Here is a 21,953-nt window from a genome sequence, read left to right as displayed (position 1 = left end):
CAGTATTAATATAATTGTGACTTACTAAACTTCTGATATGAAATCAGTAAATTTCTTATTGTAATCCCTTTTTAAAGCGTTGGGATAAATTGAAATCTCAATGTCATCTGAAAAGTACGCTTTGCATTCTTTACGCATATATATTTCTATTTCTCTATTGATATCTCTGTCCAGATAGAACTCAAGCTTTCCTTTTTCTTTTTGAATAGCTTGATAATTAATCATAGTATTATACTTCACTGCAAGATTCTTAAATATATAGTATAAAGTAAGACTTGGATAATTACTTTCATTCCCATAAATGGTCTTACCAACCCTACCCTTGACTTCGCTAATAATCTTGTGTTTTAACCCACAAGAGCAGACAGTTTCATTATCCAACACAATACTATCGCCTAATTTATATCTAACTATTGGGAAGGAATCTGAGATTAGATTCGTAATAATTGCTTCCCCATCTTCTTCTTCGACAATTACATTTTCCATCATTATGTGCATATGACCTTCTTTGCACTCATATGCAATTATGCCAGTTTCAGCCGATCCATACTCGCTAATAATTTTTTTTCCAAATGCATTTATGGCTTCTTGTTGATAACTATCAAAAATTTTTTCAGAGGTTCCCTTTATCATTTTTAAGTTAAATGGCCCTAATTTGTTTCTATTAATGAGTTTTGCCACTTCATAAATCATAGAGGAATAACCCTCTAGATAAGTAGCATATTTGAGTTTTTTAGCAAAACGTTTTATTTCAGCATCTTTATACGAAAATATACGAAATCGGTTAAGTAAAAAATCGTAAGTTTTAGTCACAAGTCTCCTATTAAAACTAAATGCGTAACCCCAAAAGTACCCATTTAAATCCCATGGCATAACATTGAACCACGAATATCCTCGGAGTTGTGCGGCACGGTGTCCAGCATCCCATTCGCTATTCCTATAGAATACCAATGGTTCACCTGTACTCCCTGATGTTTCAGAAAAAAACAATTTTCTATAACCATTCTTATTCTGTATAGCAAGTTTGTTTTCTAGAAGATCTGACTTCGATGTTGTAGGTATCTTCTTTATATCATCCAAAGATTTTATATCATCCGGTTTTAAACCTACATTGTTAAATGAATTACGATAAAATATAGATTTATTATAAGCAATATCTACTATTCTCTTTAGTTGTTTAAACTGATAAGCTTCAAGTTCTTCCAAACTCCAATTTTCAGATTCCTTTAAAAACGTATATTTTTTAGGGATTTCTGGACTTCTTAGTCTTATGCCGATTTTATAAATGAATTTATGAATCATATCAAGCCTACCCTTTGCTATATTATTATCAAAAAAATAATTTATAAATACTATTTACCTATGCCATTGTATATAATACCATGACTATCAGCATTGCTTGGGGTATAGCAGTTTCTTCCATCCATTATTATTGGTTTTTTCATTAATTTACTATATTTACCTATATCATATTTTTTTATTTCTTCCCATTCAGTAAATATAAAACAGATATCAGCATCTCTTATTGTGTCATCAATATTATTGTAATACTTAATTCGATCTAATCCATCTACATCCTCATATTTCATTGCATTCTTGAAGTTTTCTATTCCAGCCGGATCAAATGCCCTAATATTAGCACCATCCTCTAAAATTATTGGTATATTAATTAACGATGCTGCTTCCCTCAAATCATCGGTACCTGGTTTAAACGTTAACCCTAAAACTGCAACTGTCAAACCTTCAAAATTCTCATAGTACTTCCTTGATTTTTTTATCAATCTTAATTTTTGTTGTTCATTCACTTCAATTGCTGCTTTAACAGTCTTTAAATCATAATCGTTCATATTAGCAAGCCAATGGAGTGCCTTTGTATCTTTTGGAAAACAACTACCACCATAACCTATTCCAGCGTTTAAAAACTTATCACCTATTCTATTATCATACCCCATGCCTTTAGCAACATCTTCAACATTCGCTCCTACTATTTCACACAAATTTGCTATTTCATTTATGTACGATATTTTCAACGCCAAAAAATCATTTGATGCATACTTTACCATTTCAGCACTTTTGATGTCCATCACAAGCATAGGTGCATCATAGTCTTTATAGACTTTACGCATTACCTTTTCGACATCTCTATTATCTACTCCAATCACAATACGGCTAGCATGAAGAGTATCTCTAACAGCAGTGCCTTGGGCTAGAAATTCAGGATTTGAAACAACACTTATTTGGACAGAAGATTTTTTATTCTCATTGAGTATTTTCATAACTTTTTCAGTAGTTCCTACAGGGACAGTAGATTTCACTACTACAACGCAATTATGCTCAACTGATTCAGCTATTTGTTTGGCGACAGCATAAACATAAGACAGATTAGCTGATCCATCTTTTTTCTCAGGTGTGCCTACTCCAATAAAAATGACTTCAGCATCTTTATAGGATGACATAAAATCAGTTGTATAATTTATTTTCTTCTTATTCTTTCTCATCAATTCCTCTAAATCTTGTTCAAAAATAGGAGAAATACCTTCTCTAAGTTTTTTTATTTTACTTTCATCAATATCAATACAAGTGACGTTATGACCATTATCTGCTAAACAAACTGCAGTAACTAAACCCACATATCCTGTTCCCACTACCACTATTTCCATAAAAACAACCCTCTCAATATCATCTTAATTTAAAAACTGTAGCGATTACCCAGTAAATGATAAGGTAAATTGATTTGATAACAGACAATTTCTCTATCTCTCTATATACCTTCCAATGATATCCTACTAAGCTTTTCTTTTTCTCCGAAAGAGAACCTGATCTAATCCGATGACTTCCTAATGACTCTTCTAGACCATAAATGTATTTTGCCTTTTTGATAATTTGCAACCACATTACGTAGTCGTTTCTTTTTTTAATATCTGGTATTTTAAATTTCCCCAACACATCTGCGTTATATATTACTGTTGAGTTACCTGGATTTCTTTTTAATATCCCATCATAATCACTTTTAGTCTTTGCTTGAATAGTTCTGTTGAGATATTCACCTAACTCATCTATTTTGTCATAACTCGTACAAGTGAAGTTATAGCTATTTTGCTTCATGAATTTAATTTGCCTAGATAACTTCTCAGGAACCCATATATCATCACTATCAAGAAATGCAATGAATTTACCCATTGCCAAATCGATACCCTTATTTCGTGCTACAGCAGCACCAGAATTTTTATCTAGTCTAAAATATCTAATTCGATTTTCAATAGTTACGTACTTCGAAACAATTTCAGCTGTATTATCTTTTGAACAATCATCAATAACAACAGCCTCCCAATTACTATATGTCTGGTTAATAATGGATTCTAACGTTATCCCTATAAAATCACCACAGTTATATGCGGGGATAATAATTGAAACAAGTTCTTCTTCAATCCCTTTTTTCGTTATATACTCATTCATTTTTCTCTCCACGCTGTCAGGTTTATCGACTCTTCAAAATTTATAACACAATATTCTTTTTTATAGTTTGACATTTCTTTTTCATATACTAAGTTCCCGAATACTTTATTGATTATATTATTTCTTTTTCTAAGTATATTTATTATAGGATTAAGAAAATTAATTAAAACAACTTTTTTGCCATAGGATTCTGCTATCAACTTAACCATATCCTTAGTACTGACATATTCATTATTTTGCGGAAAATACAATCCCGAATCACCATAGTCAACTAAATGTCTTACGAATTCGCATAAATTATCTACATGTATCATACTTCGCTGGTTTTTTATATTAGGAAAATAATCAAATTTAAGCACTAATTCTACCAATTTCGGATAATTACCTTTACAGCCTTTTCCATATACCATTGGTGGTCGAAGCACTGCTATTTTAAAATTCTCATTTTCCATAGGTAGAATCATTTTTTCAGCTTGCAGTTTTGACTTTCCATAATTGCTTATTGGATTCACAAGAGTATTTTTATCTATCAAACCACTTTCATTTCCGTATACGCTCATAGAACTCAAAAAAATAAATTGTTTAACCCCATCTTGCTTTGTCTTTTTAGCAACTTCATGTGCTAAGTCACGATTCACTTCATAATAAAGGTTAATATTTTTCTTTGATTCTTTTACATGAGCAATTCCTGCAACATGGAATACTACATCATATTCTTTGAAGTCTTTTTCTTTCCATAAGGTATCTTTCACGGACAAAGTATCAATAGAATAATTATCAGGCCACTTCTGTAGCCATCTTATAAAACTAGTACCTATGTAACTTTCTTTTCCAGTAATCAATATCTTTCTTTTGTTCATTCAAGAGACAACCCCCTTTCTATTAGAATTCTTTGTAGCTGCGCCTTCTTTTACACCTTCAGACTTTAGGACGCTTAAAATGGTCTTAATAAATATTTTTAAATCAAACTGGAAAGTTAGATTCATAGTATACTCACCATCAAGTTTTGCTTTCTCTACAATGGAAGGCTCATCCCGCCCATTAACCTGCGCCCACCCGGTAAGACCAGGCTTAATCTCATTCGCCCCATACTTATCTCGCTCCGCGATCAAATCATATTGATTCCATAGCGCAGGGCGCGGGCCTACTATGCTCATATCGCCTTTGAGAATATTTATAATCTGAGGAAGCTCATCGAGACTTGTCTTCCTGAGGAATTTGCCTACTTTGGTAATGAAGAAGTCTGGATCTTGTAGCAGATGTGTAGGCATATCACTTGGTGTATCTGTGCGCATCGTTCTGAACTTGAGAATATTGAATTCTTTTTTATTCCTGCCTAACCGCTTTTGCCGGAATAGTACAGGTCCTTTAGATGTGGACTTGATCACTATGGCGATAATCAAGAAAAAAGGCCATAAAAGGAGCATTCCGATTAGAGCCAATATGAAATCTAAAGTTTGTTTGACGATCATATAAGGCTTCATACGTTCACCTTGTCCTTGAGATACTATGGTTTACAGCTACGGTTGAATAGAATGCAGCCTACAACTGTAAACCATGTTTGTTCTGATATTGATACTTTTTCAAATCTATTATTTCCCCATACCCTCAGCCGCAGCTCTTCCTCTATCCAGTTCAGCCTCGAAGGCCGCTCTATACTGAGCAATAATAGCTGTGCTATATCCGTTAGTGTTTAGTTTTTGTTCAGCGTCTGCGATTATACTGTTAAATGAGGCTTTAAAAGAGGCGAGTTGCTCTAACCCTCTAGCCTTGATACTTTGCTTGGTTGCAGCATCTGTAGCAGCCACATATTCAAAGGCAATTCCTAACAATGTAGATGTACTCTGCGCCTGTAGCGCGCTCAGCTTCGCTTCAGTCTCACTAGTAATACTCTCATAAGAAACCTTACCGGACCCTGTTCCTGCCGATCCTGAACCGCCTGCTGCTCCACCTGGTTCAGCCACTGGAGTTGCTGCTGGTGCCGGTGTTGCACTTGCAGATGGACTTGTTCCCTTGTCAGTTGGTTTCGCAGAAGCCATATTTTCTTCGTAGTTCTTGGAATTTGCTGTAATAGTCTTTGTTTTCGGATTCCAGCTAATGGAATTTCCTACAGATTCCGATAAGAATCTTAGGGGGACATAGATCGAGCCGTTCAGCAGATAGCTGGACTGGCCTTGGGGCAATGCCTTCGTACTCCCGCTAAATACATAACTTGCCTTAACGTTGTTCAGCGAAATATTCTTGGCTGTAAAAGAAGGACTGGAAGTCGCATTCATCAGGTATTCCTTAATGACTACTATCTCTGAGCTGCTTGGCTCAGCTACGGATACCTTCAGGTTCTTGGCATCCCAGCTTACGCTCTTCTGCAGGGCATACGACATGAAGCGCAGAGGGACATAAGTGGTGTTATTGTACATGAACACATGTTGTCCGGCTGGCGGCTGTAGGGCTACACCATCGAATAGCATGGTTACATCCACATTCTGTACTTTGATAGCATTGGACGCCTTGAGAGGCGCTGCTGTTGCAGTGGCTACAGGGGTAGCTGCCGCTACGGTGGTAACCGGAGCCGATGCTGTCAGGGGCTCACAGCCCATTAAGGCTACGCTCAGAAGTGCTGCTGCTGGAATCTTGATCTTGAACATGCCTATTCACTTCCTTTTTCTTGGGCTTTGAGTTTCTCTTCTTCAGCTAAGATCTGATCCCGTGTTTTCCCTTGGCTAAGTCCGTATTTCTTAGCAATCAGAGCTAATTCGTTATATTGCTCCTCTGTGACCTTGCCGAGGATAATGCTGCGGGCTTCCCGCTTCTCTTCATTGGTTAGTCCGCCTTGGGCTAATTCTTGCAATCTCTTAATATCTGATACACTGAGTTGCTTGGCTACGATGGTTGCCACATTCGCTTTATCTGTGATCGTTACATTCTCTTGAACTTCCTTAGCCTTGTCTGTTGAAATATGGGCTAGTCCATCCACACCCGCAGGTGTTGGAGCAGGAGTGCTTGCAGGCTTGTCCGTGCTGGTAGCTGCCAGATCAGCGGCATTACCGGATGCAGGCGCACTATCTGGTGCAGAGCTTGAAGCCGGATTAGCGGAAGCTGCTGGCTCCGCAGACGGATCACTATCTGCTACCACAGGCTCAATCACTTGTCCTTGAGGGACACTGGGCGTATCGCCGGCTTCCACATCGAAGCCGCCCGCCATTGAGTTCATCAGCTTGTCGACAGCATAATTGGCGGCGAATAGTCCGCCAACCCCTAACACCACGATGACTGACAGCGTCCAGATCAATACTTTTTTCCATCTTTTCACTTCAGGTACCTCCACATCTATAATTAGCTAATGGCTGCCTGGATCACTGGCTGCATCGGTACGATCTGGTTAATCACTTCGCGGATGGCTTCTGCATCTTCGGTGATCACCCGTTCTAACCGTTTGAATTCCAGCTCCATCTGGCTCCGGGTGATGACATTAGGTCTGCCGATGAAGATCCGGTCATGCTGAGTGGAACCCAGGTTCTCCTCATCGGTCAGCAGTTCTTCATACAGCTTCTCGCCTTCACGGATGCCGGAGAAGGTGATGTCGATGTCCTTGTAAGGCTCGTAACCGGACAGTGTTATAAGATCCTCCGCAAGCGTCAGGATCTTAACCGGTTCACCCATATCCAGAACAAAGACTTCTCCGCCATTCGCGAAGGAACCGGACTGGATCACCAGTTGAACAGCCTCGGGAATAGTCATGAAGTAACGGACCATCTCGGGATGTGTTACGGTGACAGGTCCACCGGCTGCAATCTGCTGCTTGAAGGCGGGAATGACGCTGCCCCGGCTGCCTAGTACGTTACCGAAGCGTACCGCAGAGAACTTGGTAGGACTTGTTACATTAAGACTCTGCACATACATCTCGGCAATCCGCTTCGTGGCTCCCATGACGCTGGTCGGGTTCACGGCCTTGTCGGAAGAGATCATCACGAAGCGCTCTGCACCATACATGTCAGCACAGTCGGCTACATTGCGGGTCCCAAAGACATTATTCTTGATGGCCTCGGAAGGGTTGCGCTCCATCAGAGGAACGTGCTTATGTGCTGCTGCATGAAAGACCACCTGCGGCTTGTAGCTCTGGAATACATCCATTAACCGGGTACGGTCCTGAATATCAGCAATTACGGTCACGATCTCCAGGTAAGGGAAGCTCTTGCGCAGCTCCATCTCAATCGTATAGATACTGTTCTCGCCGTGTCCCAGAATCAGCAGCTTGTCCGGTGCAAAAGGGGATATCTGGCGGCATAGCTCTGATCCGATCGAACCGCCTGCGCCCGTAACTAGTACGGTCTTGTTATGAACATAGCCCAGAATACTGTTCATGTCTGCAACAATCGGCTCACGGCCCAGAAGGTCTTCTACGCTGACATCGCGGAGCTTCTTGACAGAGATCTTGCCTGCAATCAGGTCATTCAGTGCCGGGATAATCTTCAGCTTCGCGCCTGTAGCCTTAGCCAGATTAATAATCTCGGATATTTGGGTTCTGGAGACCGAGGGCATCGCGATAATAATCTCGTGAATCTCCTTCTCCTTCACAATCCGCGGAATATCATAACGGTTACCCAGTACAGGTACACCCAGAATGGACAGGTGATATTTATCTGCACTGTCATCAATGAATCCAACCAGCCGGGTGCCCGCGAAGGAAGGTCCTGTCAGTTCTTTGGCAATCAGGATTCCGCAATCTCCGGCCCCGACAATAAGTGTATGAAGCTCCGTATTCTTATTGTTGCTCCGGTCACTGCGGAAGACTCTCCAGAAAAAGCGTACGCCCCCCACCAGTAGCAGAACCGTCTCCATCGACCGGATGGCTATGCTGAATGGCACGCGCTCAGGCAGGATGATATAAGCAGCAGCATATGACAATACTGATCCTACTACAATAGCTTTGAGGACCGAGATAATCTCGTTAATACTGGCATATTGCCACATTCTGCGGTAGAGTCCGAAGTAGACCAGGCTTCCCCCAACCGCCACCGTGGAGATTACGCCGAACACGATCATCTGTACCACATATTCCGGCGGAATCTCATTGTAGAACCGGAACAGGTAGGACGTCACGATGCTGAACCATATGATCGCAATATCGATCATGAATAACACCAACACTCTGGTTTTCGCTGTCATTTTCAGTGCCTCCAAAAATAACATTTTATCTATTAAACAATTCAATTGCCGTAGTAGTAATAATAGTAGCCTTCACTGGCCTTGCGCTTCACATTGTTAAGGACCACGCCCAGCATCTTGGCCCCGACCCGGTCCAGATTGGCCTTCGCCTTAGCTGCAATATCGCGCTTCACCTTACCGTAGCTGACCACCATAATTACGCCATCACTCTTGGAGGCAACAATCTGTGCATCTGTAACGGCCAATAGCGGCGGAGTATCAATCAGAATCACATCATATAATTGACGCAGCTCCTGCAGCACCGCACTCATCCGGTTGGAGGCCATCATCTCAGCAGGATTCGGAGGAATCGGGCCGGATGTCATCAGATACAGGTTGTTCACACCGGATTCCTGAATCACATCGGACAGATTCGCCTGCTGCGAGAGCAAGGAGGACAACCCATACCGGTTACTCAGTGTAAAAGTCTTATGCGCTGTAGGCTTACGCAAGTCACCGTCGATCAGCAGCACCTTCTTATCCGCTTGCGCGTACGCAGCGGCCAGGTTGGCAGTAACGGTTGATTTCCCTTCCTCCGGTCCGGAAGAAGTGACCATAATAATCTGGATCTGTTCATCTACAGAGGAGAAATCTATGTTCGTGCGCAGTGCCCGAAAGGCTTCGGATACCGGCGAACGCGGGTTGGTCACGGTGATCAGATGACGTTGTTTATTTGGCTGCTGTGACATGCTCGAGTTCCCCCGCCTTTCTGCTCTGTGTCTGAGCCTGCTGCCCGGTGGTCTTGGTTTCTTCCTGGCCCAGCCGGGTAATCATAGCTATAGTCGGAAGTCCAAGGTATTTCTTAATGTCGTCTTCTGTCTTCAGCGTATCATCGAGATACTCCAGCAGGAAGGCGATCCCCAGACCAATCATCAGGGATACGATAAAAGCAATGGCGAGGTTCATGACCACATTCGGCTCTACCGGTCCGGGTGCAACTGGCGGATTAAGCTTGGCTTCGTTGAGGATGGACACATTCTGTACGTTGAACAAGGACGGAATCTCCTGCTTGAATACAAGTGATATGGCATTCACGATCTCTGCGGCTCTCTGGTATGAATTATCTCGAACGACAAGTGTCATCACCTGCGTGTTATTTACAGAACTCACGTTAACCTTCTTCAGCATTTCCTCTGCCGTAATCCCGAACTGCGGGTAGTTCTTAGCCACAACATCGAGGATCGCCGGAGTCTTGATAATTTCCTTGTACGTATTGATCAGCTGAATGTTGGTATTGATCTGATTCAGATCCAGCTGTGCTGCCGTAGCTTGGGTAGGCGTCTGATTAACGATGATCTTCGTTGAAGCTTCATAGACCGGATTCTTGATATATAAGCTGTAGATCCCGGCAAGAACACAAGCCACGATAACAATGCTGATAATCATCCACAGTCTCTTCCTGACAATCTGGAAATAATCGCGCAAATCCAATTCTTGTGCTGACAAGTGCATTTCCCTCCAAGCTGTAAATTCTTATACCCTATATCCTAAAAAAGTGCCTCCTCTCTATACGACGAGAGGAGGCTCTCCACAATACTATTTACTTACTTGAAGTTGATTGTACGGTAGATAATCACTGCAGCTTCAGCACGTGTAGCTGTGTTGTTAGGGTTAAACTTGCCGGCGTTGCCGATCACCAGGTTGTTGCTGGCAGCGAAGGCTACTCCGTCTTTCAGGGAAGCAGCGATCTTGCCTGCATCGGAGAATTTGCTCAGGGAGCTGACATTCGTTGCAGCTTCCGGCTTCTGTGACTTCACGGCACGGGCAATCATCGTTGCCATCTCAGCACGGGTAATCGTTGCATTAGGATCGAACTGGGCTGCACTGCGTCCAGTAATGATTCCCTTCTCAGCAGCAACAGCTACGTAAGGAGCATACCAGGCAGTGGAGCTAACATCGCCGAAGCTCTGCTTCGCGGAGTTGTTCTCCAGGTTCAGTGCGCGGATCAGCATCTTGGCGAATTCTGCACGGGTCACATTGTTCTTCGGAGCAAAGTTGCCGTTGCCTACGCCTTCAATAGCGCCCTTGGCTGCTACGACTGAGATCTGTCTTCCAGCCCAAGCCTGAACACTTGCAACATCCTTGAAGCTAACTTTGTTCTCCAGTACAGCGTAAGAAGAGAAGCCGTCACGCGGTTCAGTGATGTGATCACCATCTACAACACCACCCTGGTATTGCAGTTCTTCGTAGACTACCTTCGCAACGGACAGCAGTTCACGGTCAAGGCCTTCTGTATTCTTAAGCGGCAGCTTGATGATGATTGGCTCCTTGAAAGTGGATGTAACCACACCGCCCACAGTCAATTCGAAGTCATATACGCTGGATGCCAGCTTCATGCTGGACAAGGAAGTTACGGTTGTATCTGCTACAGTGGAAGTGGTCAGTGCAATAGCTTCACTGAACTGTCCTACCGGAATCGTTACGGTCAAGCCGTTGAAAGTAATCGCAATGTTGGCAATGCCTTTCGCCTTGGCTGCTTCGATGATTGCTTTGGACAATGGCACTTCTACGGTTGCCGCGTTCACTGTACCCAGGTTCAGGGTAAGTGTAAGACCTGTCTTACCGGCATTGGCAGCAACCAGTGCATCGAAGGCTTTCAGTACGTCAGCATCTACGAGCTTCAGGGTTGCTTTGTCGCCCACAATCGTTACCAGCTTGGATACATCGTATACACCTGGTGTAGCTGTAGGATTGGTAACTGGAGCAGTTACTGTGCCGCCACCGCCACCGCCGCCGTTTCCAGGGTTGGTTCCAGGATTAGTTCCAGGGTCAGTTCCGCCATCGTTGATGTAAGCTTTCACATAAGCTGAAGCAAGAGCCTTCAGTGCTGGCTTGGCCGTTGGGATTGTATCCTTGAGGTTCTTCAGACTGAGCTTAATATCTCCAGGAGTAATGTTCAGGTTGTATACTACCTGGCTTACGGTCAGACCACCTTCAACTGTTTTGTGATTCAGAACCTTGGTAATGGCTTCATCCAGCAATGTATTCAGAGCGTCATCAGTGCTGGAAGCATTAAGAATCAGGTTCAACAACTCTTCTTTGGACTTATTGCTGATCATTGCGCGAAGTTCAGCTTCAACGCCTTTGTCACCGAACAGGAATTCAGTGAAGTCTTCAGCTGTAAGGTTGTTCACGCCAGCCTTAGCTGCAATCTTCTTCAGCAAGGCAACGTTGTCCATATTGTAGCGGATTTCCTTAATTGCAGTGTAATCCTTGTCATAGACATCATAGACTACACTGGATACACTCTTGAAAGCTTCATGGGCAGTTACCACATCAGCAGGATCTAAGGCTAACTTGTCCAGCACTGGCTTGAAGATCTGTTCGAAAGTTCCAGCGGTGATATTTCCTGCTTCCTGCTCATAAGCAAGAAGCGCTTGTCTCTCTTTTTCTGTCAGCTGAGCATAAATCTTCTCAACCTTCGCCTTCAATTCTGCATTAGACTGTGATGCTGCGGAAGCTGTACTCACTCCAAAATGTTCAGCCAGCCCCTTGCTGCTGAACGGGAATCCGGCAACGGATGCCGCTGCCATGCTTACTGCTAGTGTAGATACTGCTAGTTTTTTCTTCAAAGTCACTTGTCATCCACCTCTTGGTATGTATTTGTTTTAATAATAGTGCAAGAATCCAGTAATACCCATTCTACCATTAATGACACAGAAGGTCACCCTTTGCGAGAAAAAAATCCGAACAATCTATGAAGTTTGCTGTTAGATTGAATAGAATTCACTCGATTAATCTCGTTATTTGCAAGGATGTCGCGCGCATTTTGTAGAAAAAAGTCGAATGACTCTTCTCCCAATTCCCGCCGCACCACTCCGTAAGCCTCGCTTAATCCAAAGGGACGGTGCACAGAATCATGCGCATCTGATGCAATAATATGCACGGCATGCTGGCGGCATAATTCGAGCGACAGCTTCTGCAGCTTACTCCCGAATACGCCGGCCATACTCTGTGCGGTAACCTGCCCCAGGGCACCAAGCTCTATTAACCGCAGCAGCTTGGACGGATCGGCAGCAACCTCCGCATTGCGCTCCGGGTGGGCGATAACCGGCACCATGCCCTGGATGACCAGCTCATGGCAGGTCTCTTCCATCGTGCGGGGCACCCGCGAAGAGGGCATCTCCAGCAGAATATACCGGGAACCGGCAAGCGTCAGCAGTTGTCCGCGCTCCAGATCATCGAGCAGTTCTCCGTAGATCCGGATCTCCTGCCCGGGCAACACGACCAGCGGATTGCCTGCCTCCTGCAGCTTCGCGTTCAGCACCCGCACCGCCGCTTCAATCTCCGGAGCCGGATTCATATAGACTCCGTTCGCATGGTGGGGGGTAGCCACTACAGTTGTAATACCATCGTTATGGGCGTCAAGCGCCATGGCGAGAGCGGCGTCGTAATCAGCGGCTCCGTCATCCATGAAGGGTAGAATGTGGCTATGGATATCTATCATATGTTGTTTATCGGTCCCTTCGTAGAGGATATGTATAGTTTTCGCAAAAAAATACAACCATTTCACTAGGAAATGATTGCCAAATTTTAAAACAATATCATTTATGCTTCCAGTCGGAACAGCCGGACGGCCGCCTCTGCAAGTCTCTCATCGACTTCCTTAATTACTGCCTCTTGCTGACTACGGTTGCGCATATCAAGCAGTCTATTAATCTCTTGACGGAGCTGCTCAATCTCACATTCTACCGTCTGACGCTTGTAGACAGCCAGCATCTCTGCCACTGAATATTTATGCTGATAGATCAGCTTGGTGCCGTCCGGTCTCACTTCCGAGATCCGGCGCACCGAGCCGCCTTCATAGTAGTACATCATTGTAAGATCCTTATAAATCCGGTTTACGGTACCCGTGCCCTTATACATGAAGAATAGTTTGCGGACTGCATTAATCAGATGAGGATTCACCACCCTGCAGGACAAGGAACCCATATAGATGCCGCCTTTGCGTTCAAAAGACAGATGGACCTCCTCGCCTCCGGCCTCCTCCAGCACAATCTCCTGTTCGCCCGCGCCTAGCACCTTCACACGGTGACTGATATAGCTGGTATCAGCGGTCAGCAGAAACTGGTTCAGCTGAAATTCGGTCATTTGCATCGTTGCATTCACATATTCCATCGCCAGACGCTGAGCCATAAACATCCCTCAATTCTTAATGACTAACCCTTAAGTCTCGGAAGGCGCTTCGTGCTGCGGTTCATCCCCGGAATCCTGATCATCCGGTTCTGCCGGAAGCTCTTCTTCGGTGGGTAGAGTATGTCTATCTATAAGTTCCCATAATTCGTCTTTGCCAAGTCCAATCTCTGATGAATACGCAATGAAGCTGTCTCCCGGCAGCACACCGAGCTCCTGCTTCATTACCTTGATATGCTTCGGCCAGCGGGTCTTCGGAATTTTGTCCGCTTTGGTAGCCACTACGCAGAGCGGCAGATCGTAGTGCTTCAGCCAGTCAAACATCATCTTGTCATTGGCTGTCGGCGGATGGCGCAGATCCACTACAAGCAGGACCATCTTCAGCGTCTCGCGCTCCGCCATGTACTTCTCGACCATTTTGCCCCAGGAGGCGCGCTGTGTCTTCGAGACCTTGGCGTAGCCATACCCCGGAAAGTCAACGAAATACATGCTCTCATTCACAAGATAATAGTTCATATGCTGCGTCTTGCCCGGCGTAGAACTGGTGCGGGCCAGATTCTTGCGGTTAATCATCCGGTTGATCAGAGAGGACTTCCCTACATTGGAGCGCCCTGCCAGAGCAATCTCCGGCAAGGCATCCACTGGGTATTGGTCAGGGCCTACGGCACTGATAATAAATTCGGCGTTGTTAACTTTCATAAGACTTCCTTTCTAATGCACACTACTGGGCGCTTCAATGCTTATTTCTGTATCTGAATCTGAGCCGGTGTTAACTTCTTCTGCGTGGTCTACGAGCGCGTGCTTCAGCACCTGGTCCATATGGGATACCGGCACGAACTCGACATCATTACGGACACTCTCAGGAATATCCTTGAGGTCGCGTTCATTGTCCTTCGGCATAAGAATCTTCTTGTAGCCTGCACGGTGGGCGGCCAGGGACTTCTCTTTCAGGCCTCCGATCGGCAATACGCGTCCGCGCAGCGTGATCTCGCCGGTCATGGCTACATGCTTGGAGACATAACGCTTGGTGAGCGCGGAGATCAGCGCCGTGGCGATTGTAATCCCTGCGGACGGACCGTCCTTGGGAATCGCACCTTCGGGAATATGGATGTGAATATCGTTCTTCTCGTGAAAATCAGGGGCAAGCCCCAGCTCCTCGGCCTTAGAGCGGGTATAGCTGAAGGCGGCCTGCGCCGACTCCTTCATTACATCGCCGAGCTGTCCGGTCAGCGTCAGCTTCCCGGTGCCCTGAACCACCGTGACTTCAATCAGCAGCGTATCGCCGCCAACCTCTGTCCAGGCCAGCCCGGTAACGGTACCGATCTGATCCTCCAGCTCAGCCATTCCATAACGGAACTTGGAGGCTCCCAAGTAATCCTTGATCTCCTCCGGAAGAATGCTGACGCGTTCCTTCTCTTCCGAGACAATCTGCTTCGCCGCCTTGCGGCAGAGGGCAGCAATCTGCTGCTCCAGATTCCGCACCCCGGATTCGCGGGTGTACTCGCGGACAATCTTCAGCAGCGTATCGTCTCCGATGGACAGCTGCTCTTCCGCAAGGCCATGGCTCTTGCGCTGCTTCGGCAGCAGATAACGGCTGGCAATCTGCAGCTTCTCCAGCTCCGTATAGCCGGGAATGAACAGCATCTCCATCCGGTCCAGCAGCGGACGCGGAATGTTGTGCACGGCATTCGCCGTAGTGACGAACATGACGTTTGACAGGTCGAACGGCAGCTCTACGAAGTGATCGCTGAACGTATTGTTCTGTTCCGGGTCCAGCACCTCCAGCAGGGCCGCCGACGGATCGCCGCGGAAGTCCGCTGCCATCTTGTCGATCTCATCCAGCAGGAAGACCGGGTTGATGCTGCCTGCCGTCTTCATCCCCTGGATGATCCGGCCCGGCATTGCGCCGACATACGTACGGCGGTGACCCCGGATCTCGGCTTCATCCCGCACGCCGCCCAGCGAGATGCGGACGAACTTGCGGTTCAGGGAGCGGGCGATGGAGCGGGCGAGCGAGGTTTTGCCGACGCCCGGAGGACCTACCAGACACAGAATCGGCCCCTTCAGACCCTTGACCAGCTTCTGCACGGCCAGGTATTCCAGTACCCGTTCCTTCGGCTTCTCCAGACCGTAGTGGTCTGCGTCCAGCACTTCTTCCGCCTTACGGATATCCAGATCATCTTCCGTGGCTTCACTCCAGGGCAGACCGAGCAGCCAATCCACGTAGTTGCGGATGACGCTGCCTTCGGCCGAGCTTGCCGGCATTTTCTCCAGACGGTCGATCTCCTTCAGGATCTTCTCCTGCACCCGCTCCGGCAGATTCTTCTCTTCCATCTGGGTGCGCAGCTCATCGGCTTCACCGGCCCGGCCTTCCTTCTCGCCAAGCTCCTTCTGGATCGCTTTCATCTGTTCACGCAGGTAATATTCCTTCTGGGTCTTCTCCATCTGCTTCTTCACACGCTGGCTGATCTTGCGTTCGAGCTCCAGCACTTCACGCTCATTGTTAAGGATATCGAGCAGCTTCTCCAGACGCTTGCTGACGTCAATGGTCTCCAGGATCTCCTGTTTGTCCTTGATCTTCAGCGCCAGATGACTGGTGATGACATCCGCCAGCCGCCCAGGCTCCTCGATATCGGAGACCGCAGCGAGTGTCTCTGGAGTTACCTTTTTGGATAAAGTGATGTAGTGTTCAAACTGGCTCAGTACGCTGCGCATCAGGGCATCGCTCTCCTGGTCCACATCCTCCTGCTCCGGCAGCTCACGCGCCATCACCTCATAGTACTCCTCGTTGTCCGTATAATGAATGATCTCAGCCCGCTCTACGCCTTCCACCAGCACACGGATCGTACCATTGGGAAGCTTCAGCATCTGCCGCACATTCGCCACCGTACCCACGCGGAATATATCCTCTTGTCCCGGCTCCTCAATATTGACTTCAGACTGGGAGCAGAGCAGAATCAAATTATCTTCAACCATAGCTTTCTCTAATGCCCGGACGGACTTCTCACGGCCTACATCCAGATGCAGAACCATACTGGGATAGACAAGAAGACCTCTAAGCGGTAATAAAGGAAAACGACGACCTTTGGATTTATTTTGTATCATCGCTTTCGCACCTCCCATGGTTCATAAGTTGTGTCATATGCATTCATTCTAACAAAAGCCGCATGAAAACACCAACAACCCGTGTCCGCAATTGGCGTTATTGGCACGCTTACCCATCGGTATGTAGTATTCGCTGAACATTCGTGTCCTATGCCGCCGCTCTCCCCTACTCAGCCATAAAAAATCCCCCGGCAGCTGCCCGCCAGGGGATTTCTATTCTGTGCCTGTCTTACCCGGGCATACTCTCGCCCGAAGCGTCCGCCTTCAGCAGCGAAGGCGACGAAGAGAACGTCTCGCCGGATACGGCGGGCATCCGGATGTCTGCCGTGTCGGTGCCGAACAGGTGGCGGAAGACTTCCTCCACCGTGTCCACGGGGATCACCCGCAGCGCGCCGAGATCGGCGAACAGCGACTGCCAGTTCTCCTTTGGAATCAGCACAGTCGTTGCTCCCGCCTGGAAGGCAGCCTCCACCTTGGCGACCACGCCGCCGACCGGCTTCACCCGGCCATGGATGCCGACCTCCCCGGTGATCGCCACCGTGTTGTCCACCGGCAGCTGCCGGATGGCGGAGACGATGGCCACCGCCATGGCCACCCCGGCGGACGGGCCGTCAATCGGCGTCCCGCCGGGGAAGTTAATGTGCAGGTCATACTTGTCCGGCTCCAGCTTCATGGAGCGCAGGACGGTCAGCACATTCTCAATCGAGCCCCGGGCCATGCTCTTGCGCCGCACAGTCCGCGAGCCTCCGCGTGTCTCCTCTTCATCGACTACCCCGGTGATATTCAGCCTGCCCGGCCCGTTAAGGGCTGGCGCGGCTGAGACCTCAATCTCCAGCAGTGTGCCCATGCCTGGCCCGTAGACGGCAAGGCCGTTGACCAGTCCGACCTGCGGGGCGGATGGTATCTTACGCTCCGTCCGCAGCGGCAGCTGGCTGCTGCTGGCGACCCATTCCACTTCCGCTGCGCTCAGCGTATCCCGGCCTTCGGTCAACGCAAGGCCCGCAGCCAGCTGAATCATATTCACCGCCTCGCGGCCGTTCGTAGCGTACTGCTGCACGACCTCGACCGCTTCGGGGCTTGGCTTCAGCCCGATCTTCTGGACGGCATCCCGTCCGATCACCGCAATCTCCTCCGGCAGCAGCGGACGGAAATAAATCTCCATGCAGCGCGAACGCAGCGCCGGCGAGATCTCGTCCGGCGACCGTGTAGTGGCTCCGACCAGCCGGAAATCGGCAGGCAGGCCATTCTGGAAAATATCATGGATATACGCTGGTGTATTGCTGTCCTCCGAGTTGTAATAGGCGCTCTCCAGCAGTACCTTGCGGTCCTCCAGCACCTTCAGCAGCTTGTTCATCTGAATCGGATGCAGCTCGCCAATCTCATCAAGGAACAGAATTCCGCCATGCGCCTTGGTCACCGCTCCCGGCTTCGGCTGCGGAACTCCAGCTACGCCCATGGCTCCTGCTCCCTGATAGATCGGATCATGCACGGAGCCGATCAGCGGATCGGCAATTCCGCGCTCGTCGAAGCGCGCCGTAGTGGCGTCGATCTCGGTGAATTTGGCATCGCGTTTGAATGGCGATAACGCGTTCTTCTTCGCTTCTTCCATAACTACCCGCGCCGCTGCCGTCTTGCCTACACCCGGCGGCCCGTAGATAATAACATGCTGCGGATTCGCACTGCATAACGCGGCCTTCAAGGCGCGCAGCCCGTCCTTCTGTCCGACGATGTCGTCGATGGAGGCGGGGCGTGTCTTTTCCGAGAGCGGCTTGGTCAGTGAGATCATCCGCATCTTCCGCAGCTTATCCAGCTCCTTGCGCGATTCCCGGTCCACCGCCGTCTTGTTCGTCTTCTGTCCCCGCAGCAGATTCCAAAAATAAACGCCGATGACCAGCGCGAAAAAGAGCTGCACGACCATCAGCAATATACTTAGTTCCATAGGTCACCCTCCTGTATCCTTCCGTCTGCATGTTCTGTATTCAGCTTCTACTAGGTAGTATAGCCGTTTCAAACATTCGTAAACTCCGGCGGCAAAAAAACAGGAACCGCACCGCCCTGCCGGGCAGTCTATTGCATACGATTTCCACAATCGGAAAGACTATACGGGATGATAGGAGGCGAATGAACATGACACAGCTGGAGAATGCAGGCTCGCCGCAGGAGAAACTGCCGGACTCTCTGTCCGCTTTTATAGAGGGAATACAAGTCCGTCTGGGTACAAGTACAGATATCATCTATAGATTCATTACACTCGGACCCTCGTCCGTAGTGGTTGTATATATTGAAGGAATGGCTGATCCGCAAGCTCTGATGGAGGCCATTCAAGAAGACGAAGGCCGGTTCAATGAGTTCAGTGAACCGCAGCCGGAGCGCTGCCTGGAGCTGCTGCAGGAAAGAACAATCTCCCTCGGCAAAGTTGGAGGGATTACTAATTATACAGAGGTAGAGACGGAGCTGCTGGCCGGCAACTCGGTCATCTATATCGATGGAAGCACGAAGGCGTTGTCTGCCGGTACAGAAGCGCTGAAGCAGCGTTCAGTGGAAGACGCGGTTTCCCAATCCGTAGTAAGAGGGCCGCGTGAAGGCTTTACCGAATCCCTGCGGGAGAACACGGCTCTGATCCGCCGGCGTATCCAGAACCCCAAGCTGCGTATTGAACAGCGGAAGCTTGGAGAGCAGACCCAGACCAATGTCGCGGTGATGTATATTGAAGGCAATGCCGATCCCGAAGTGCTGCAGGAGCTGCGCAGGCGGCTGGATGCCGCTAAGCTCGACAGTGTGCTGGAGAGTAACTATGTTGAAGAGATGATTCAGGACCAGCGCTACAGCCCCTTTCCGACGGTGTATAATACAGAACGCCCGGATGCTACCGCCTCTGCACTGCTGGAAGGCCGGATCGCCATTCTGGTCGAGGGTACCCCGTTTGTCCTGGTGGTTCCGGCGCTATTGGTGCAGTTCTTCCAGTCTAGTGAGGATTATTACCAGCGGAGTGATTTTGCCAGTCTGGTCCGGATGCTCCGGTTCTTCTGCTTTGCCATCGCCCTGCTGACTCCCTCCTTCTATATAGCGATTACTACCTTCCACCAGGAGATGATTCCTACCACTCTGCTGATCAGTCTGATCGGACAGCGTGAGGGGATTCCTTTTCCGGCCTTCCTGGAAGCCTTCATCATGGAGATTACCTTCGAGATTCTGCGTGAGGCCGGCATCCGTCTGCCCAAATCGATCGGCCAGTCCGTGTCCATCGTCGGAACGCTGGTGATTGGTCAAGCGGCGGTCGATGCAGGACTCGTCTCGGCGGCTATGGTTATCGTCGTATCCATTACAGCCATTGCCAATTTCGCCTTGCCTGCCTTCAATGTGGGAATTTCCGTGCGGATGCTGCGGTTTGTCCTGATGGTCATTGCCGCCTCCTTCGGTTTATTCGGAATCATTATTGCCTTAATTATTCTGGGATTGCATCTGTGCAGCCTTGAATCTATGGGCATTCCTTACATGACCTCGTTTGCCCCCATCCGCTGGCAGAGCCAGAAGGATACGTTCATCCGCTTATCCCGGCGCACCATGAAGAAGTATTTTGGGCAGAATTAGCAGGTTGACATGAACTCTCTTCAACGAAAGGACTGCTGGCCATGTGGAGAAAATTCCTGTGTATCCTTCTGATCATCAGCCTTACCTTGCTCACCGGATGCTGGAGCCGCAAAGAGCTGAATGATCTGGCTCTCGTCATGGCGCTCGGCATTGATCTCGATCCGGGCGGCTATGCCGTCACCGTTCAGGTGATGAATCCCGGGGAGGCGGGCAACCAGAAAGGCGGCAGATCCGGGGGGATGCCTGTGGTTACCTATCAGACCATTGGCAGAACTGTTCCCGATGCGTTGCAGCGCATGCTGAGCATGACTCCGCGTATGCTGTATCTGGCCCATATCCGCGTGTTAGTCATCGGAGAGGCCTTGGCACGCAGAGGAGTCAGCGATGTGCTGGACTTCATCTCACGCAACCATGAGCTGCGTACCGATTTCTTCCTGCTGGTAGCGAAGGAATCCAAGGCTTCCAAGATACTGGAAATCATCACTCCATTCGAGCATATTCCGGCGAACTCCCTGTATTCTTCTATTCTGGTCTCGCATAAAAAATGGGCAGCTACCGGGAAAGTGACCCTCCAGCAGTTCATTACCGAGCTTGAGCGCGGCGGCTCCAATCCGGTGATGTCCGGTGTGCAACTGAATGGGGGCGGGCAGAATGGAGGGTCCGTGAACAATGTAGATACGATCCGCCCGAAGACCATAATAGAGCATGCGGGAATCGCAGTATTCAAAAAGGACAAGCTGGTCGGCTGGCTGGACGAGCCCGGCAGCAAAACGGTCAACTATGTCCTGGATGAGGTAGACTCCACAGTTAGCAATGTATCCATTCCCGGAGGCGGGCTTGCAGGCTTCATAATAACCCGTTCAGACAGCAAGCTGGACGTCCGGCTAGATACACAGGGCAAGCCTGAGTTTACGGTAAAGCTAAATATAGAAGCCAATCTTACCACGATTCAAGGCAAGCTTAATCTGAATAATCCGGCCAGTATCGAGGACATTCAGAGGAATCTGGAGCAGAATTATGACCTCAGCCTCACGCAAAATATCCGGGAGGTCCAGCAGAAATACGGCGCTGACATCTTCGGCTTCGGTGAAGCCCTGCACCGGAAGTATCCCCGTCTGTGGCGAACGTACCGCGAGCATTGGGAGGACAGCTTCAGAACCGTCAAGGTTAATGTACGTTCCAAGATAGTTATTCAGCGCATCGGTTCGGTCATCCAACCCTTGAAACAGGAGATAGAGGAAAAATGAATTGGAATCTGATACTGCTGTTCTTTCTGTTACTGGTATTGATCCTGAAGACACCTGCTGTAATTAGGCTACGGTCACTGCGGGATGCAGCTGCCTTCTATAGTCTCTGGAGTCTTACTGTTGCGGCAACCATACTGGACATGGCAGACCTGCCTCAGTTCAGGCCGCTCGACTGGGTACGCAGTCTCATGCAGCTTCTGTCCTGAAATAACTTTC

At 48.1% G+C, this 21,953-nt stretch carries 19 protein-coding genes; 3 read left to right on the top strand and 16 right to left on the bottom strand.

Translation table 11 applies throughout. From position 1 onward, the window contains the following. Positions 1-24: 24 nt before the first annotated feature. The 16 genes from NSS64_RS03260 to lonB form a co-directional block, all read right to left on the bottom strand. Complete coding sequence (locus NSS64_RS03260; RefSeq protein ID WP_341139197.1) at positions 25-1,302, bottom strand: phenylacetate--CoA ligase family protein; 1,278 nt, start codon at positions 1,300-1,302, stop codon at positions 25-27. A 50-nt stretch (positions 1,303-1,352) separates the two neighbouring features. Continuing rightward, a complete protein-coding gene (locus tag NSS64_RS03255) occupies positions 1,353-2,660 on the bottom strand; it encodes a UDP-glucose dehydrogenase family protein (RefSeq protein ID WP_341139196.1) in 1,308 nt (435 codons plus the stop codon). A 19-nt stretch (positions 2,661-2,679) separates the two neighbouring features. Then, the gene (locus NSS64_RS03250; protein ID WP_341139195.1) at positions 2,680-3,456 is read right to left on the bottom strand and encodes a glycosyltransferase family 2 protein; all 777 of its coding nucleotides are present in this window, start codon (positions 3,454-3,456) and stop codon (positions 2,680-2,682) included. After that, positions 3,453-4,316: an NAD-dependent epimerase/dehydratase family protein gene (locus NSS64_RS03245; protein ID WP_341139194.1), complete on the bottom strand. Its 864-nt coding sequence runs from the start codon at positions 4,314-4,316 to the stop codon at positions 3,453-3,455. The genes NSS64_RS03250 and NSS64_RS03245 overlap by 4 nt, the downstream gene beginning before the upstream one ends. After that, positions 4,317-4,940 carry a sugar transferase gene (locus NSS64_RS03240; protein ID WP_341139193.1) on the bottom strand — a complete coding sequence of 208 codons (624 nt, stop codon included), beginning with the start codon at positions 4,938-4,940 and terminating at the stop codon, positions 4,317-4,319. It abuts the gene before it with no gap. Positions 4,941-5,048: 108 nt separating this feature from the next. Next, positions 5,049-6,101, bottom strand: coding sequence for a stalk domain-containing protein (locus tag NSS64_RS03235; RefSeq protein WP_341139192.1), 1,053 nt, complete (start codon positions 6,099-6,101; stop codon positions 5,049-5,051). Between the two features lie 2 nt (positions 6,102-6,103). Further along, entirely contained in the window at positions 6,104-6,766 is a 663-nt protein-coding gene (locus NSS64_RS03230) for a hypothetical protein (protein WP_341139191.1), read from the bottom strand. Positions 6,767-6,789: 23 nt separating this feature from the next. After that, positions 6,790-8,622, bottom strand: coding sequence for a polysaccharide biosynthesis protein (locus NSS64_RS03225; protein WP_341139190.1), 1,833 nt, complete (start codon positions 8,620-8,622; stop codon positions 6,790-6,792). Positions 8,623-8,663: 41 nt separating this feature from the next. After that, entirely contained in the window at positions 8,664-9,350 is a 687-nt protein-coding gene (locus NSS64_RS03220; RefSeq protein WP_209876903.1) for a CpsD/CapB family tyrosine-protein kinase, read from the bottom strand. Continuing rightward, positions 9,331-10,113: a YveK family protein gene (locus NSS64_RS03215; RefSeq protein WP_076159883.1), complete on the bottom strand. Its 783-nt coding sequence runs from the start codon at positions 10,111-10,113 to the stop codon at positions 9,331-9,333. Before NSS64_RS03215 ends, NSS64_RS03220 begins: the two co-directional genes overlap by 20 nt. A 92-nt stretch (positions 10,114-10,205) precedes the next feature. Then, positions 10,206-12,233 carry an S-layer homology domain-containing protein gene (locus tag NSS64_RS03210; protein ID WP_341139189.1) on the bottom strand — a complete coding sequence of 676 codons (2,028 nt, stop codon included), beginning with the start codon at positions 12,231-12,233 and terminating at the stop codon, positions 10,206-10,208. Between the two features lie 92 nt (positions 12,234-12,325). Next, a complete protein-coding gene (locus NSS64_RS03205; RefSeq protein ID WP_209876899.1) occupies positions 12,326-13,108 on the bottom strand; it encodes a tyrosine-protein phosphatase in 783 nt (260 codons plus the stop codon). Between the two features lie 101 nt (positions 13,109-13,209). Then, the gene (locus NSS64_RS03200) at positions 13,210-13,797 is read right to left on the bottom strand and encodes a non-ribosomal peptide synthetase module (protein ID WP_341139188.1); all 588 of its coding nucleotides are present in this window, start codon (positions 13,795-13,797) and stop codon (positions 13,210-13,212) included. Positions 13,798-13,827: 30 nt separating this feature from the next. After that, on the bottom strand, positions 13,828-14,493 hold the full coding sequence (gene yihA, locus NSS64_RS03195; RefSeq protein ID WP_036726020.1) for a ribosome biogenesis GTP-binding protein YihA/YsxC: 666 nt from the start codon (positions 14,491-14,493) through the stop codon (positions 13,828-13,830). A gap of 12 nt (positions 14,494-14,505) precedes the next feature. Next, positions 14,506-16,899 (bottom strand): endopeptidase La, encoded by a 2,394-nt coding sequence (gene lon, locus NSS64_RS03190; RefSeq protein WP_339311338.1) that lies wholly within the window; start codon positions 16,897-16,899, stop codon positions 14,506-14,508. A 229-nt stretch (positions 16,900-17,128) separates the two neighbouring features. Then, positions 17,129-18,838 (bottom strand): ATP-dependent protease LonB, encoded by a 1,710-nt coding sequence (gene lonB / locus NSS64_RS03185; protein WP_341139187.1) that lies wholly within the window; start codon positions 18,836-18,838, stop codon positions 17,129-17,131. 188 nt (positions 18,839-19,026) lie between these two features. Here lonB and NSS64_RS03180 point away from each other — a divergent pair, with 188 nt between their 5' ends. From NSS64_RS03180 to NSS64_RS03170, 3 genes are read left to right on the top strand one after another with little or no spacing between them, the layout of a single operon-like run. Continuing rightward, positions 19,027-20,490 carry a spore germination protein gene (locus tag NSS64_RS03180; protein WP_341139186.1) on the top strand — a complete coding sequence of 488 codons (1,464 nt, stop codon included), beginning with the start codon at positions 19,027-19,029 and terminating at the stop codon, positions 20,488-20,490. Between the two features lie 41 nt (positions 20,491-20,531). Next, the gene (locus NSS64_RS03175; RefSeq protein ID WP_341139185.1) at positions 20,532-21,737 is read left to right on the top strand and encodes a Ger(x)C family spore germination protein; all 1,206 of its coding nucleotides are present in this window, start codon (positions 20,532-20,534) and stop codon (positions 21,735-21,737) included. Continuing rightward, positions 21,734-21,943, top strand: coding sequence for a hypothetical protein (locus NSS64_RS03170; protein WP_341139184.1), 210 nt, complete (start codon positions 21,734-21,736; stop codon positions 21,941-21,943). Before NSS64_RS03175 ends, NSS64_RS03170 begins: the two co-directional genes overlap by 4 nt. Positions 21,944-21,953 lie beyond the last annotated feature (10 nt).

The sequence above is a fragment of the Paenibacillus sp. FSL H8-0122 genome (genome assembly GCF_038005345.1).
Taxonomy (GTDB): domain Bacteria; phylum Bacillota; class Bacilli; order Paenibacillales; family Paenibacillaceae; genus Paenibacillus_AQ.
Note: the sequence above shows the minus strand (reverse complement) of the source record. Positions and strands in the feature narration are given on the sequence as shown.

Coding starts and splice junctions, on each gene's coding strand:
- lon (WP_339311338.1), bottom strand. CDS start 16,899: ATGATACAAAATAAATCCAAAGGTCGTCGTTTTCCTTTATTACCGCTT.
- NSS64_RS03240 (WP_341139193.1), bottom strand. CDS start 4,940: ATGAAGCCTTATATGATCGTCAAACAAACTTTAGATTTCATATTGGCT.
- NSS64_RS03250 (WP_341139195.1), bottom strand. CDS start 3,456: ATGAATGAGTATATAACGAAAAAAGGGATTGAAGAAGAACTTGTTTCA.
- NSS64_RS03170 (WP_341139184.1), top strand. CDS start 21,734: ATGAATTGGAATCTGATACTGCTGTTCTTTCTGTTACTGGTATTGATC.
- NSS64_RS03175 (WP_341139185.1), top strand. CDS start 20,532: ATGTGGAGAAAATTCCTGTGTATCCTTCTGATCATCAGCCTTACCTTG.
- yihA (WP_036726020.1), bottom strand. CDS start 14,493: ATGAAAGTTAACAACGCCGAATTTATTATCAGTGCCGTAGGCCCTGAC.
- NSS64_RS03225 (WP_341139190.1), bottom strand. CDS start 8,622: ATGACAGCGAAAACCAGAGTGTTGGTGTTATTCATGATCGATATTGCG.
- NSS64_RS03205 (WP_209876899.1), bottom strand. CDS start 13,108: ATGATAGATATCCATAGCCACATTCTACCCTTCATGGATGACGGAGCC.
- NSS64_RS03255 (WP_341139196.1), bottom strand. CDS start 2,660: ATGGAAATAGTGGTAGTGGGAACAGGATATGTGGGTTTAGTTACTGCA.
- lonB (WP_341139187.1), bottom strand. CDS start 18,838: ATGGAACTAAGTATATTGCTGATGGTCGTGCAGCTCTTTTTCGCGCTG.
- NSS64_RS03200 (WP_341139188.1), bottom strand. CDS start 13,797: ATGGCTCAGCGTCTGGCGATGGAATATGTGAATGCAACGATGCAAATG.
- NSS64_RS03235 (WP_341139192.1), bottom strand. CDS start 6,101: ATGTTCAAGATCAAGATTCCAGCAGCAGCACTTCTGAGCGTAGCCTTA.
- NSS64_RS03180 (WP_341139186.1), top strand. CDS start 19,027: ATGACACAGCTGGAGAATGCAGGCTCGCCGCAGGAGAAACTGCCGGAC.
- NSS64_RS03220 (WP_209876903.1), bottom strand. CDS start 9,350: ATGTCACAGCAGCCAAATAAACAACGTCATCTGATCACCGTGACCAAC.
- NSS64_RS03215 (WP_076159883.1), bottom strand. CDS start 10,113: ATGCACTTGTCAGCACAAGAATTGGATTTGCGCGATTATTTCCAGATT.
- NSS64_RS03245 (WP_341139194.1), bottom strand. CDS start 4,316: ATGAACAAAAGAAAGATATTGATTACTGGAAAAGAAAGTTACATAGGT.
- NSS64_RS03260 (WP_341139197.1), bottom strand. CDS start 1,302: ATGATTCATAAATTCATTTATAAAATCGGCATAAGACTAAGAAGTCCA.